This window comes from bacterium, assembly GCA_040757115.1.
Classification (GTDB): Bacteria; UBA9089; CG2-30-40-21; order CG2-30-40-21; family SBAY01; genus JBFLXS01.
This window is the reverse complement of record JBFLYA010000096.1, coordinates 1-14113: the sequence shown is the minus strand read 5'-3', so window position 1 is coordinate 14113 and position 14113 is coordinate 1. Positions and strand designations below refer to the sequence as shown.

The 14113-nt window shown below is 34.9% G+C and carries 18 protein-coding genes; 17 read left to right on the top strand and 1 reads right to left on the bottom strand.

The features are described from left to right. The first annotated feature begins 75 nt into the window (after positions 1-75). Positions 76-453 (top strand): type II toxin-antitoxin system VapC family toxin, encoded by a 378-nt coding sequence (locus AB1422_09975; GenBank protein MEW6619641.1) that lies wholly within the window; start codon positions 76-78, stop codon positions 451-453. A 44-nt stretch (positions 454-497) separates the two neighbouring features. Here AB1422_09975 and AB1422_09970 read toward each other — a convergent pair whose 3' ends face one another. Next, on the bottom strand, positions 498-863 hold the full coding sequence (locus AB1422_09970) for a hypothetical protein (GenBank protein MEW6619640.1): 366 nt from the start codon (positions 861-863) through the stop codon (positions 498-500). An 86-nt stretch (positions 864-949) separates the two neighbouring features. Here AB1422_09970 and AB1422_09965 point away from each other — a divergent pair, with 86 nt between their 5' ends. From AB1422_09965 to AB1422_09890, 16 genes are all read left to right on the top strand, one after another. After that, complete coding sequence (locus tag AB1422_09965) at positions 950-1117, top strand: hypothetical protein (protein MEW6619639.1); 168 nt, start codon at positions 950-952, stop codon at positions 1115-1117. Beyond that, on the top strand, positions 1110-1412 hold the full coding sequence (locus AB1422_09960) for a UPF0758 domain-containing protein (protein ID MEW6619638.1): 303 nt from the start codon (positions 1110-1112) through the stop codon (positions 1410-1412). The genes AB1422_09965 and AB1422_09960 overlap by 8 nt, the downstream gene beginning before the upstream one ends. Before the next feature lie 131 nt (positions 1413-1543). Continuing rightward, positions 1544-2374, top strand: a complete 831-nt coding sequence (locus AB1422_09955) for a DNA adenine methylase (GenBank protein ID MEW6619637.1) — start codon at positions 1544-1546, stop codon at positions 2372-2374. Positions 2375-2652: 278 nt separating this feature from the next. Next, a complete protein-coding gene (locus AB1422_09950) occupies positions 2653-3330 on the top strand; it encodes an MBL fold metallo-hydrolase (protein ID MEW6619636.1) in 678 nt (225 codons plus the stop codon). Between the two features lie 102 nt (positions 3331-3432). Beyond that, entirely contained in the window at positions 3433-4092 is a 660-nt protein-coding gene (locus AB1422_09945) for a class I SAM-dependent methyltransferase (protein ID MEW6619635.1), read from the top strand. Between the two features lie 43 nt (positions 4093-4135). Continuing rightward, positions 4136-5314, top strand: a complete 1179-nt coding sequence (locus AB1422_09940) for an MBL fold metallo-hydrolase (GenBank protein MEW6619634.1) — start codon at positions 4136-4138, stop codon at positions 5312-5314. A 161-nt stretch (positions 5315-5475) separates the two neighbouring features. Beyond that, positions 5476-6795 carry an ATP-binding protein gene (locus AB1422_09935; protein ID MEW6619633.1) on the top strand — a complete coding sequence of 440 codons (1320 nt, stop codon included), beginning with the start codon at positions 5476-5478 and terminating at the stop codon, positions 6793-6795. A 316-nt stretch (positions 6796-7111) separates the two neighbouring features. Continuing rightward, positions 7112-7564 (top strand): GNAT family N-acetyltransferase, encoded by a 453-nt coding sequence (locus AB1422_09930; protein ID MEW6619632.1) that lies wholly within the window; start codon positions 7112-7114, stop codon positions 7562-7564. A 51-nt stretch (positions 7565-7615) separates the two neighbouring features. After that, positions 7616-8104, top strand: coding sequence for a hypothetical protein (locus AB1422_09925; GenBank protein MEW6619631.1), 489 nt, complete (start codon positions 7616-7618; stop codon positions 8102-8104). A 106-nt stretch (positions 8105-8210) separates the two neighbouring features. Continuing rightward, entirely contained in the window at positions 8211-8462 is a 252-nt protein-coding gene (locus tag AB1422_09920; protein MEW6619630.1) for a hypothetical protein, read from the top strand. Between the two features lie 4 nt (positions 8463-8466). Further along, positions 8467-8709, top strand: coding sequence for a hypothetical protein (locus tag AB1422_09915; protein MEW6619629.1), 243 nt, complete (start codon positions 8467-8469; stop codon positions 8707-8709). 325 nt (positions 8710-9034) lie between these two features. Further along, positions 9035-9835, top strand: coding sequence for a hypothetical protein (locus AB1422_09910; GenBank protein MEW6619628.1), 801 nt, complete (start codon positions 9035-9037; stop codon positions 9833-9835). 115 nt (positions 9836-9950) lie between these two features. Next, positions 9951-10343 (top strand): nucleotidyltransferase domain-containing protein, encoded by a 393-nt coding sequence (locus AB1422_09905; protein ID MEW6619627.1) that lies wholly within the window; start codon positions 9951-9953, stop codon positions 10341-10343. Then, positions 10309-10767, top strand: coding sequence for a HEPN domain-containing protein (locus AB1422_09900; GenBank protein ID MEW6619626.1), 459 nt, complete (start codon positions 10309-10311; stop codon positions 10765-10767). Before AB1422_09905 ends, AB1422_09900 begins: the two co-directional genes overlap by 35 nt. Before the next feature lie 486 nt (positions 10768-11253). Continuing rightward, positions 11254-12627 (top strand): ATP-binding protein, encoded by a 1374-nt coding sequence (locus tag AB1422_09895; protein ID MEW6619625.1) that lies wholly within the window; start codon positions 11254-11256, stop codon positions 12625-12627. Beyond that, positions 12557-14113 (top strand): response regulator (locus AB1422_09890; protein ID MEW6619624.1); only part of this gene is annotated, 1557 nt, incomplete at its 3' end. The genes AB1422_09895 and AB1422_09890, both read left to right, overlap by 71 nt.

The window sequence follows — 14113 nt, the reverse complement described above, 5'->3', positions numbered from 1 at the left end:
TATTACAGAGAAAGATATTAAAGAAACACGTCATGAATTACTAAAAAAACTTGAAGAGAAATGGGGAGAATGGTAATGAAATATGTTACTGATACCCACACTTTAATATGGCATATGACGGATAATCCTAAACTTTCTCAAGAGGCAAGAAGAATTTTGAGTGAAGAAAATATTGTCATTCCATGTATTTTCTTCTTTGAGTTGCTTTATCTTATTGAAAAGAAAAAGATTACCGTTAAATTTGACGACCTTCTTATGATGATATCTTCTTCAAGAAATTATCAGATAGAACCAATATGTTTACCAATAATTAGGAAAAGTAGAATGATCCCAAGAGAGATAGTTGCAGATCCTTGGGATAGATTAATAGTTGCTACCTCGATGCATTTAGATCTTCCTCTAATAAGTCGGGATAAATCTCTAAATGAGATTGGGGTAAAGATTATATGGTAAAATAGGCACGGCACAGCGTATAACACGATGTAAAAGACTTCGTTTCACTTCGTCCAAATTTTGCTTCGCAAAACTTCTTTTTCATCAGAACGATAACCAAAATGTCGCTTCGCTCCATTTTGGTTATCGGGATGCGGATGAACGAAAGGCGGAAGCTTTATGTAACTCAAAGGGGATTTTTTGAAAAAGGGAAGTGGCTCTGCGTTACTTCGGCTATCAGCGGCGGCGGGGCACCCACGAAGTGGGTCGCGCTTGCGGGTCGGGGCTGAAACCCAAATGCCCCTAATTGCTTTTTCATAAATAGGTTCCTCTTTTGGGGAGAGCGATAGCAAGAAGAACTTTAATGTAAATATCAAAATGCAAATATCAAAATTACAATGCAAAATGCAAAAATACTTGTAAATTAACAAAGTAGCTGGAGAATATTTTGATTTTTGATTTGTAATTTTACATTTTGATGTTTGATTTTTAATTTATTTTATGGTATTCCAGAAAAGTGGAAGTTAATTTTGCAAAAACCATAAGGGGCACTTCGCTCATCCACATCCCGCTAGTTGCAATTGCAAGCAGAAAGAAAATGGATAAGGAAAAAACCGAGGAAAAAATAAAAATGGTCGTTGTCCGAATAAAAATGAAGGTTATTGAGGAATTAAGGGATGAATAATGAATCTAAAAGACCAAGGGAAAAATTGCTTGAGATTAAAAATCCTGCTCAAATAACTACTGAAGATTTGATTGCTATTATTTTGGGGCATGGTTCCAAGGAAAAAAATGTCTTTGATTTAAGCAAAGAACTAGTTGAATATATTCGCACAAATCTAAATAATTCAATTTCTATAGAACAATTAAGCGAATTCCCTGGAATTGGAACCACGAAAGCGTTACAAATTATTTCAGCATTAGAATTAGGAAAACGATTCAAATGGACACAAGAAAAGATTAGAGTCCATAAAATATGAAAATGAAATTACAACATTCTTCCAGCAAAATTGCTTCAGGAAAAACAAAGAAGAATTTATTAACGCTCTCTTCAAAGAAGCAAGAGCAAACAACTTTGAGGTCATAATCGAATACGGTGAGGGAAACAAAGATGATTAAAAGTCCTTTACGTTATCCAGGTGGAAAATCCAGGGCAGTAGGCTATCTTTACAGATTTATTCCTCAATATGAGGAATTCCGAGAACCATTTTTTGGAGGAGGGTCATTTTCGTTTTACTGTGTTCAGAAAAATCCGTATGCCAAGTATTATGCAAGTGATATAAACTATGATTTGTATTGTTTCTGGAAGGAATTACAATCGAACAAGGATGAGTTAATCAGAGAAATTCTTAGGGTGAGGCAAGGATATGTTAATGGAAAAGAATTATTTCAGGAACTTGTTGCCAAACGAAAACAGCCGTTATCAGATTTTCAGCGAGCAGTTGATTTTTTTGTGCTAAACAGAATTACATTTTCCGGTGTTGTGGATAGTGGAGGATATTCAGAACAGGCATTTCAAAAACGCTTTACAATATCTTCTATCCAACGATTAAAACATGCTTATGAGGTTATCAAACACATAGAATTCAGCCCAAAAGACTATACTGACCTATTAGGTAAAGAAGGTAAAGGTGTATTTATTTTTTTGGATCCACCATATTATTCAACTACACAGTCAAGATTATATGGAAAAAATGGGTATCTTCATGTAGATTTTAATCACGAAGTATTTTTTGAAAATCTCAAACAATTAAAGCATAAATGGTTAATAACCTATGATAATAACGAATATATCCGAGCATTGTTTAAAGACTTTTATCAGGTTGAGTGGGAATTGCAATACGGGATGAACAATTATAAACAACAGACAGCACAAAAAGGGAAAGAGTTGTTGGTTGCAAATTATGAGATAACAAAAATGGATGTGCAAGGGATAATTTAAATTTAGGTCAAGTCGGTGGGGAGATATGAGGGTCAAACCGTGAATGTGGAATGCACAATAATTCGGTGAGGCAGAGGAAAAGGAAAAGACAGCGAATCAAAGCTTTTGTCTAACCCTGCGTTGCAGTTGAGGGCGGGGGATTGTGCCGTGGTCAGAGTTTTGTGTTCTCTCAAAGTTTTATCTTGCTATCAAACTTTTGTGGTAATTCTCCCTGCCGCACCTGAACTTTATCGTTAAACAACAACGGCAAAATGATAGAATAAAAGGAGAAAAACTTTATGCATAAAATTACACAAGATGTTTATCAATTTGACGAATTAAAAAGTGGGCAATGTTATCTGATAGTAGAGAACAATGGAGTTGCCCTTATTGATACAGGAATGATGGGAGATTATAAAAAAATTGCCTCACAGATGAAACAGCAAGGTTTTCAAATTGAAGATATCAACTATATCATTTTAACCCATTGTCATAGTGATCACACAGCAAATGTCAAAAAAATACAAGACATCTCACATGCTACCCTTATTGCTCATGAAGCCGAAAAGCCGTATATTGAACAAACAGCAAAACTTCAATATTCATCTTTTGGAAAAAGAGTTGGCTGGGGGATACTCAATACTTTATTCGCGATAAAAGGCATTCGGGTTGATAAAACTGTCGACGATGGTGATATATTAGAGATATTTGGTGGGTTGCAAGTCATTCATACTCCTGGACATACTCCTGGAAGCATGGCATTATATCAACCCGATAGAAAAGTCTTATTCTCAGGGGATAGTCTAATCAATGAAGGCAAATTAGCGGTTTGTCAAGGGTTCTATAATATTGATGACCATGAGCTCTCTGAATCGGTGAAGAAATTAAGAGATATTGAGATAGACATTATTTGTGTTGGTCATGGTCAAGCAATCTTGGAGAAGGGTGCAAAATTAATAAGGGAGCTATTTGTCTAACCAATCGCTGCACCTGACCCGCCTAACTAAGGCGGACAGGTGAGCTCAGTCGTTAGATGAAATTCCGAACCCCACATTAATAATAGGTATAGAGACGATAAGATGACAAGAAACTTATTCAGAACAATAAAGCAGTTTACCTCAAAAGGTGGAATCGAAGGCTGGTTTGCAGAAAAGTATGATAAATTTGCAAAGAAAGTATTAATGGATGAATATAAAAGAATTGCATGCAGCGTTACTGAGCAGCTTAAAAACGGAAAAGTCCTTGAGATAGGACCCGGTCCAGGCTATATATCAATAGAGCTTTCAAAACTTGGTGCTTTCCAAATAATAGGATTGGATATTAGTGAAACAATGATAGAGATCGCAAAAAGGAACGCAAAAGATGCTGGTGCAGAACTTAAATTTGAACTGGGAGATGCATCAAATATGCCATTTGAGGATAACACTTTTGATTTTGTAGTTAGTAGTGGTTCTCTTCATCATTGGAAAAAACCTATTAAGGTATTTAATGAAGCATGCAGAATACTTAATAGCAAAGGAAGAGCTCTGATATGTGACTTAAGAAAAGATATTTCTAGAGAAGAGATAAGTAAACTCTTAGAAAAGATTGATTCATTCATTATGAGATGGGGGCTTAAGCACTCGATAAAGGATTCCTATAATAAAGAAGAAATTATAGAACTTGTGTCTAAAACTAAATTTAAGACATGCCAAGTCAAAGAAAATCCTATTGATTTGGAAATATGGCTAAAGAAATAAAAAGTATGAATTCAACCTAAAAAATATGAAAGGTTATTCATCTATGAACAAGGAAATGACAAAATGGGGAGTTGGACCCAAATTCGCTCTAATATCGGTTATTTATGGAATTATAATTTTTATTTTGCATTTTGTTTATTACCCTTCACTTACATTTGAGGTAATATCTGGATCTGTAAATGTTATATTAGGCATTATCCTTCTCATTTTGGGAGTTCCTATCTTTTTGATACCTGCGTTTACAATTGATAAATATTTTTATGAAGGAAAATTATATAAAAGTGGAATATACTCTTTCTTCCGACACCCAATATATGCAGCGTGGATAGTCTTTATTGTTCCAGGAATAGTTCTAATTTTTGGTTCTTTATTAGGGATTTCAATTCCTCTCTTTATGTACCTTGTATTTAGAATTCTCATAGTTAAAGAGGAAAAATATTTGGAGAGAAAATTTGGCCAGGATTATTTGCACTATAAAAAGGAAGTCCCTTGCCTTTTTCCTAGAATAGAATTTGCAATCGCAGAGTTGTTTGTCTGGATTGCATCATTACCAAGTAAGACGTGGTATCCTGTAGAAACAGGAAAACTAACTGAGGGTCTATATGTTATCAAAGATAGAGATGCTAATCTATTTATCTATTCAGATAGAGAAAATACCATTTGTATTGATGCAGGATATAAATATGATGATCTTAGAAATGAGTTTAGAAAGATAAATATTGATCCTGATTCAATTACTCATTTGTTTCTAACCCATGCTGATCCAGATCATGCTGGCGGGGTCGATTTTTTTGGCAAGTTTGATTTATTCAAAGGTGCGAAATTATATATAGGCAAAGAAGAAGAACAAATGATTAATGGAACTACGGCCAGATTGTTTTTCGCACACAATCCTGTAAAGATATACAAAAAATATAATCTTCTTAAAGATAAAGATGTAGTTAATGTTGGGAAAATTAAAGTCGAGGCGATTGCTACACCAGGACATACTCCTGGACATATGGCTTACTTAATCAACGATAAGATTCTTTGTAGTGGAGATACACTAACATTAAAAGACGGAAAAGTTGAGATTTTCAGTCCTTTTCATAATATAGATACTGAAACACAGAAGGAATCTATTAAGAAATTAGCAGAACTTGAAAATATTTCTATACTGTGTACAGCTCATACGGGATATTCACAAAGCTATAAAAATGCTATGCAACAATGGCTGAAATAATATTTTTTTGATAGGCGGGGTTTAAGAACTTTGCGATTGCTTTGCAACCTTGCCCTGGCTCATTGGTTGCTAATCGGAAAAGTTTTAGTTGACATCTTTACCAAATTTTTGTATACTTATTAGGTAAAATTTGTAAATTTTGACTAATAAAGGTGAAAATAATGAAGAAAAACGAGATTGTCCGAATCCTTTCTGATTGGAACTTCTGGGAAAAGGATATAGAAACCGGCATTAACAGAGATTCTTATGTCAATAAGTTAATAGAATTTTTAAATACTGGGCTTATTACGGTCATAACCGGTGCAAGAAGAAGTGGCAAATCATTCATTATGAGGCAGGTGGCTAAAAGATTAGTAAGTAGTGGGGTCAATAAGAATGAAATTCTCATCATAAATTTTGAAGACCCCAGATTTACTCAATTGGATGTAGAAGTCCTGCAAAGGATTTATGAAACATATTTAGAGTTTTTGAGTCCAAAAGGGAAGCCCTATATCTTTCTTGATGAGGTTCAGGAGGTTACTGGATGGGAAAAATGGGTTAGAACCACACGAGAATTACAAAAGGCAAAAATTGTTATTTCCGGTTCAAACGCAAAATTATTAAGTCGTGAACTTTCCAGCTTATTGACCGGAATGCACCTTGATATGACTGTATATCCACTTTCCTTTAGAGAACATTTGCTTTTTAACAATCTGCAATTAAAAGATAAACTTGAGATGATAAACAAACAGAACGAAATCAAAGCTTTGTTAAGGAAATATATTGAATTTGGCTCATTTCCGGAGGTTGTTTTACACCAACAAAAAAAGGATATATTACTAAGGTATTATGAGGATGTGTTAAATAAAGACCTGATAAAGAGATTCAATATAAGAAAAAAAGAAGCCATAAAAAGTTTAGCCAAATATTACCTCACCAACATATCAAATTTGATAACCTTTAACTCTATTGAAAAATATTTAAATCTCTCTGCTGATACAATAGAAAAATTCTCTACTTATTTTGAAGATGCCTATATTTTATTTTTTTTGAAGAGGTTTTCTTTTAAGGTAAAGGAACAGGATAAAAGTCCCAAAAAAGTCTACTGCATAGATACAGGGTTAGCAAATATGATAGGTTTCAGGACGAGCGAAAATTCAGGCAGATTATTAGAGAATATAACTTACTTAAAATTAAAAGAAAAAATAAGAGAAACACCAGAGTTAGAAATCTTTTACTGGAAAGACCAATTTCACAGAGAAGTAGATTTTGTTTTGAAAGAAAAACTAAAGACAAAGCAACTTATTCAGGTTTGCTCCAATGTCTACGATGAGAAGACTAAGCAGAGAGAAATCAAGGCACTCATTAAGGCAATGGAGGAATTTGGTCTTAAAGAAGGCCTGGTTATTACTGAAGATGATGAATTTGAAGAAAAGATAGAGGGTAAAAAAATTAGATTTTTACCACTATGGCAATGGCTGTTATCCGAAAAAGGGTGGTGAGAAAAAAATTGATAGCTTTTACCTTGCCTTATGATATACTTATTACGATGTGGAAAGAGATGAAAGAGAGTTTTTAATAGAACAGTATGGCAAAGAATATAAGGATTATATGAAAAAAGTAAGGAGGTATCTCTAATGGTATTGCACTATCGCCTAACAGCGGATAAAAGGCTACGGTGCTTCGCACCTTCGCCCAAATTGCCTTGGGCAACTTCTTTTATCCGCAGAACGTTAGGTGAAATGCCCTGTCCAATTTTGATTAAATATACGTTTACTGTCTTGCCCATCGCTTTAACTAAATTTGAGGTCTTAAAATATGATTGAAAAAGTGAGAATGATAAAATTTAATGAGATTGAACAATTATTAGAACTTTATAAACATTTGCATGTAAATGATCCCAAGATTGAAATTGATGAGACATTGAAAAAACTATGGAAAGAAATATTTGAAGACCCTAATCATTTTTGTTTAGTGATTGAAGAAAATGGAAAAATTATATCCTCATGTAATTTAATCATAATAAGAAATTTAACAAGGAATGCATGTCCTTATGCATTAATTGAAAATGTAGTAACTCATAAGAATTATAGAAAAAAAGGATATGGAACAGCCATACTAAAAAGAGCAATTGAAATTGCCAAAGAAAAGAATTGTTATAAGGTTATGCTTATGACCAGTAGAAAAGATGAAAATACATTACGATTTTATGGTAATGCTGGATTTGAAAAAGGAGTTAAAACTGGCTTTGTAAAATATTTTATAGATTAGAGATTTGGCAAATGTTTATGTTGAAAGAGGCGTATTCTTAGGAGAAACTTTATGGAAAAGGAGTATTTGAAGGATCTAAGTGTTGTGGTTAAAATATTATTAGAAGACGCATCAATCAAAGAAACTATTGAAAATCTCAAATTACAGCTTCGGAAGTCTAATGAACCATTCATAGGGAGGGCCATAAGAATAGAGTCTTTTCGTGAGAGACTACCACAGAACATCAAATCTATTTGGATATTCGTTAACAAAAAGAATGTTCCTTCTATTGCTCATTATCATCCAAATAGTACTCAACACACGGTAATAGTCGAAGGGAAGGGAGAGGTCAAAATTGCCGGCCGTTGCGAGGAGATGAGATTATTCGACCAGCAAAATGAAGATTGCTGGTATGTGATAGATAAGGGTGTAACTCATGAATTTTACCCGAAAGGACGAGAAATGGTTGTTATTTCTTTTCACACGTGCTTAAGCAATGAACTAATAGAAATAAAATATGACAGTGGTACACAGCGTCTATATGAAACAGTGAAAAAATGATAGCGACTTCACCTAACCGAAAGATGAGAATATAAAAATAGGGCATTTCAGCAGAATCTGGTTTAAGCCAAAAGAGGTTGTCCTCATAGAGGAAGGAGAAAGCATTATGTTTGATAAGATTGTAATGGGGGTTGAAAGTGAAAGTAAATATCAAGCACCAGAGGAATTTGCCTCTTTCTTTGAAAATAATTATGAAGAATTTGCAAAGGAGGTGCCTATTTACAAAGAGCTTATTAGAATAGCAAAGTTTGTTGCGATTGCAAGGTGGCTTAAGGATAGGGGCTATCTTCAGAATTTGGCATTAGCAGATTATCCAATAAAACCCATTGATACACCATCAAAGACACCTTCTATATAAAGAGATGGTTAGGGAAATACACAGCGGAACCTGGACACAGCAATACTTCCTTATCGGAGGGGTAATCCTTGACACAAAGAATACCTATAGAAAAAGGGGTGAAGTAAAGAGGGGTAAAGAGGTAGTCAGTAAGAAGGAAGGGGGTAAGAAAGATATAAAAAGAAAAAGACAAGTAGAAAAACCATACAAAACAGCCATATGCTGGAAATTTAAAAAATATAAGGCGGTTGCAATACCCCTAAGATAAAATTTTTGGTAGAATATCCCTGAGATCTAAAAAAGCAAATTTTTATTGAGACAAGATAAAATTTTTGGTAAAATATCTCCATAATGAATAAAAGAGAAATTAACATCCAAAATGTCCAAAAAGCAAATTCCTATTAGTTCAGTTTAATAAAAGAGTCCACTGGATACCTTGAGCCTGAAGAAAGGGAAGTGATGGGAGACAAAAGTTAATAGAAGGAGTGTTTTGGCTTTTTCAGCCAGAGTCAAAATTGGGGGTATATCCGAACCTGTTCGGATATAAATAAGGTAGGCGAAATTTGGTAATTTCTATTATACGAGATTAAGCGATGATTAAATTGAATCAAGATTTGGTAGAGAAACTTAAAAAGCAATTGGAAAGAGGAAATCAATTACTGCAATCTGGCACTTTTAACTTAAACGAAATCTCAAAATGGGAATCAATGACTGGGAATTATGTGCACTCTCTAGATCCTGCTGGAAGTTGTATTACTTATGGTACCCCCTATTGTATTTGGGATCACGCCCAATATTTTAAAGGAAATACTCCCAAAAACAAAAGTGAAAGGATAACTGTATTTCAACAGAGAATCGGAGCACTTGAGATTATTCTTTCATCGGAAATCAAACTGGCTCAGGTTAAATACCATGAAAGAGATTACATAGAGAAAAAGTGCCCTTTCCATATAAGAAGAATTGATGAATGTAATAACCTTATATTCGTACTAATGCCATTTTCTACAAACTGGTCTGAGAGAGTTTGGAAGAAACATATTCGTCCTTCGGTTACAGGACTCGATTTGACACCCCCTCTAATTTGTCAAAGAGCTGATGACTTATGTGGACAAGACGTAATGATCGACATCTATGAAAGTATAGTTAAGGCCAAAATAATTATTGCAGATATCACGGGACAAAATCCAAATGTGTTTTATGAACTTGGAATAGCACACACTTTAGGGAAACGTGTAATACTGATTACTCAAGATGTCAAAGAGATACCATTCGATCTACTACGATTTAGACACATAATATATTCTGACAACTCTGAAGGTTGTGAGAAGCTCAAAGAAACCTTAAAGAAATATATTTATGATATCATCAAAGAAGATGAGCCAAACTTCGACTAACACAGCATATACGTTGCGGGTTTCGCCCTTGCCCTTCGGGACATTGCCTTTGGCAACGTCGTATATGCTAGAGCCGTTATCTGCTCATTGTGGGTAAAAGGAGAGGATGCAAACCATGGGTAAATATGAAGCAGAACCAATGAAAAGGAAAGAAAAGGTAATTCTTGAACCCATTACTTCTTCACTTATAGAGGAGATTCGGGATAAGATAGTAAAATATTTTAATCCTGAGAAAATAATCCTTTTTGGTTCAGCTGCCAGGAATATGCAAAATTCTCACGATATAGACCTCTATATTGTTAAACAAAGGATTAGAAATGTACGAGAAGCTGAACGCAAGATTGATGAATTATTTTCTGGAAGGTTTTTTGCTCTGGATGTAATAGTTAGAACTCCCAAACAAATAGAAAAGGGTATAAAAAGTGGTAATTCCTTTCTGAAACAAGAGATTATAAATAAAGGGAAAGTGTTATATGAGAAACAAAGAGATAAAGCCGGGTTATCCTGATAAGTACTACAAGCAATTATTGTTTTATGCAAAGAGTGACCTTGAATGGGCAAGGAGTGGTTTGGAAGATAGAACATACTTTTACCATAAGCCATGTTTTGAGGCTCGTGAATGTGTAGAAAAAAGCCTAAAAGCCTTTCTTGAAGCGATGGGCAAATCAGCCCCTGAACTTCATTCTTTGCGGACATTGATTGATCTATGTGGCCAGGGAGATAAGGAATTTCTTAGATTACGGTCTAAGTCTTTGATTCTCCATCCTTATCAACATGAAGCACGGTATCCTGAACTACCAATATATGACTTTACCCCTGAAATGGCAGATGAATCTGTAGCAATAGCAACAGAGATTTATGAATTTGTGGAACAAAAAATTAAAGAGATTGAGCGAAGACAAAAAAGCAAAATGCCCACAAACGGCAGATAACAACGGATAAAAGGTTTCGCTTCGCTTCACTCAAATTGCCTTTGGCAACTTCTTTTATCCGCAAAACAATAACCAAAATGTCGCTTCGCGCGAACCCCTTTGGGATTCGCATTTTGCGGGGCACCCACGAAGTGGGTCGGGGATGCGGATGAGCGAAAGGCGGAAGCTTTATGTAACTCAAGGGGAATTTTTGAAAAAGAGAAGTTGCTCTGCGTCACTTTGGCTATCAGCAGCGGCGGGGCACCCACGAAGTGGGTCGCGCTTGCAGGTCGGGGCTGAAGCCAAAACTTGTAGTGAGCCTGTCGAACCTATGCCCCTTTCGGGGCACTTCGCTCATCCGCATCCCGATAGCAGAAATCTCGATCAATTTAATGGCCGGGAAGAGAATATCTACCTCAAAGATTGCAATCTAAGGGCGATTTGAAAAGGTTGATATAGACTAGCCTGAGGAACATAAGAAGAATCTGACACAAGAGGTGATTTAAGATTCCCAAGAAAAAAGTTTTAGTCATAGATGATGATAGTGTTATTCTACGGGTTATCAAAACTAAGCTAACTAGGCTAACTAGTGGTGGTTTAGAGGTTCTCACAGCTATTGATGGGGAAGAAGGAGTACAAAAGGCATTTGCAGAAAGACCAGATTTAGTCATTACTGATATTATGATGCCTAAATTAGATGGTTTTGGTGTATACCATGAATTACAAAAAAATCCTCAGACTCAAAAGATCCCGGTTATCTTTCTTACTGCATTAGGAGAAGAACAGGAAGAGTTAAAAGAACTTAGACCAACAGCAGTTATATTCAAGCCTTTTTTCCCAAGACAAATATTAAATACGGTTAATTCTCTTTTAGAAAATACCCTTTCTAAAAAACAACCTGTTTATTCCAAGACTACTGGAAAAAAGAAGCAAGTTGATTCAAAGAAATTACCGAAATTGACTAAATTGGGAGAAGTAATAGCTGGGATTATACACGATCTGACGAATGAATTTGAAATTATTGATAACACAGTGAATTATCCGCTATCTAATATTGAGAAGAGTAATCCAAATACTACAGAAATAGATGTAATAGCGCGAAGGGCTAATCATTGTAAGAAATTGTTAAGCAATATCTCAGATTTGTCCTTTCGTGATAAATCAGATTTTGCCGAAATTGATGTTCATAGAGTGCTCAAAAGTAAATTAGGAAAATCAACAGATAAAATTGCACACACTTTAACAAACGAATTGGAAGTTATTGATAAGGCAATAAATTATCTGGCATCTAACATTGATCAGAATAATCCAAATGCTAAAGAAATAAGGGTAATAACACGAAGTGTTAACTATTCCAAGATATTATTAAACAATCTCTTAGAGGTAGTTTCTCAAGAGAAGTCTAACATTACTGAAGTTGATGTTCATAAAGTACTGAAAGAGGTTTTATTATTAATTAAATATCGAGTTCCCTCAAATGTAAAATTGACTAAAACCCTAAAATCGTCATTATCTTTAGTGCTTGCTGATAAAGATCAGTTAAAACAGGTATTCATGAATATAATAAATAATGCAATACAGGCAATGCCAATGGGAGGAAAGTTAAAAGTTCTAAGTAGAGTAATTGAATATTTTCCTGAAGCAAAATTTATATGTATCGAATTTAGTGATACAGGAGTTGGAATTTCAGAGGATAATTTGAGTAAGATATTTGATTTATCGTTTACTACGAAAAGAAAGAGTTATGGGTTAGGATTATATATTAGCAGAGGAATAGTTAACCGACACGGCGGAGTTATGAGAGTTATGAGTGAAGAAGGTAAAGGAACTACTTTTATGGTTGAATTACCAATCAAAGGAAGTGAAAAGTATGGCAGATAAGGCTTTGATACTAATTGTTGAAGATAATCGGGATATGTTAGATATTTATTGTCGTGAATTAAAAGGGGAAGATTATCTTACTGATACCTCTGATACAGTTGTCGAGGCATTCAAAAAGATAAAAAGAGGGACTTATGATGTGGTAATTATAGACTTAAAGATGCCAGGACTTAGACCCTCAGAGATGGGTGGATTAGAGGTTATGGAGGAGATATTGGAGAGTAGTCCTAGTACCCAGATAATTGTGGTTACTGGCTATGGAACCTCAAAGTTAGCCAGAGAAGCATTTAAAGAAGGAGTCTATGATTTTATTGATAAGCCTATAGATTATGATGAACTTAGAAGGATAATTAAGAATGCCATCTTAGAAAGCAGGACTAAGGTGCAGAAGATAAATCCTTTCTGTCCCAAAACAGGTGTTGAACCAAAGGTATTTGGAGGAAGATTTAAGGAGTTGAGATTCTTTGAGAATAAACTTAAGGAGGCTGAGGAGGCTGTCTGTGACCATTTCTTAGTCTTAGGTGATTGGGGTATTGGTAAAACTATGCTATTGCGAGAGTTTAAGATGTTAGCTCAAAAGAAAGGATACATTGCCTCTATAGTTCCATTGGATGAGTTTGGGAAGGATAGTACTGTTTTAGATGGTGTTGAATGCATCATCCAGGGAATATTTAGGGATTTACCCTTTACAAGTTCTAAATTAGAGACATTCACTAAGCAGCTTACAGGTTTAGGAGTTACTATTGTGGGTACTGGATTTCAATATAGTCGAGAGTTATCTAAATCGAAATTACAGCCTCAAGGACTTCTCTATGATACACTTTTGAGTCTGTGGGAAGATATAAAGAAAAATAAAGGGAAATTAATGGTAGTAATGTTGGATGATGCCCATTACTTTGAGCCTATCTCAGGGATTTTAACTACCATTAAACAAGTTTTAAGCAATGAAACCATTGTTAAAAAGACAAAGATATTATTTGTAATTACCTGTCTTCCTGAGAAATGGAATGAATTTATTAGCTTAAAGAGACATCACCCTGTGGGCAGATATTTTCTTTCCAAGATAAACCTTCCTCCTCTATCAAAGGAAGAGTTAGTTTATACAGTAGAAAAGACCCTTGAGAATACAGGTGTTACCTTTTCACCAGAGGTAATTGAGAGGGTATATCTTTATACTCATGGTCATCCTTTTGAAATGCAGGTATTATGCAGAAATCTATATGAGACTCAGATAGCAGGTAAAGTTGATTTAGCAGTTTGGGAGAAGGCCTTACAGAATACCTTAGTGGATTTAGGAACAGCGATATTTGACCACTGGTTTAATGAAGCAAGTAAAGGAGAGGCAGAGGTGCTTAAAGTCTTTTCCTTTCAAGAAACACCCTTGACGAAACAGGAAATAACTCAACTTCTTTCAGAAAGAGGCAGTAGAATCAGCTCTGGTAATATTGGTAAATACCTCCAACGATTGGTGAATAAAAAGTTATTA

Coding starts and splice junctions, on each gene's coding strand:
- AB1422_09920 (MEW6619630.1), top strand. CDS start 8,211: ATGTTTGATAAGATTGTAATGGGGGTTGAAAGTGAAAGTAAATATCAA.
- AB1422_09900 (MEW6619626.1), top strand. CDS start 10,309: ATGAGAAACAAAGAGATAAAGCCGGGTTATCCTGATAAGTACTACAAG.
- AB1422_09950 (MEW6619636.1), top strand. CDS start 2,653: ATGCATAAAATTACACAAGATGTTTATCAATTTGACGAATTAAAAAGT.
- AB1422_09910 (MEW6619628.1), top strand. CDS start 9,035: ATGATTAAATTGAATCAAGATTTGGTAGAGAAACTTAAAAAGCAATTG.
- AB1422_09935 (MEW6619633.1), top strand. CDS start 5,476: ATGAAGAAAAACGAGATTGTCCGAATCCTTTCTGATTGGAACTTCTGG.
- AB1422_09960 (MEW6619638.1), top strand. CDS start 1,110: ATGAATAATGAATCTAAAAGACCAAGGGAAAAATTGCTTGAGATTAAA.
- AB1422_09930 (MEW6619632.1), top strand. CDS start 7,112: ATGATTGAAAAAGTGAGAATGATAAAATTTAATGAGATTGAACAATTA.
- AB1422_09905 (MEW6619627.1), top strand. CDS start 9,951: ATGGGTAAATATGAAGCAGAACCAATGAAAAGGAAAGAAAAGGTAATT.
- AB1422_09955 (MEW6619637.1), top strand. CDS start 1,544: ATGATTAAAAGTCCTTTACGTTATCCAGGTGGAAAATCCAGGGCAGTA.
- AB1422_09925 (MEW6619631.1), top strand. CDS start 7,616: ATGGAAAAGGAGTATTTGAAGGATCTAAGTGTTGTGGTTAAAATATTA.
- AB1422_09975 (MEW6619641.1), top strand. CDS start 76: ATGAAATATGTTACTGATACCCACACTTTAATATGGCATATGACGGAT.
- AB1422_09945 (MEW6619635.1), top strand. CDS start 3,433: ATGACAAGAAACTTATTCAGAACAATAAAGCAGTTTACCTCAAAAGGT.
- AB1422_09915 (MEW6619629.1), top strand. CDS start 8,467: ATGGTTAGGGAAATACACAGCGGAACCTGGACACAGCAATACTTCCTT.
- AB1422_09940 (MEW6619634.1), top strand. CDS start 4,136: ATGAACAAGGAAATGACAAAATGGGGAGTTGGACCCAAATTCGCTCTA.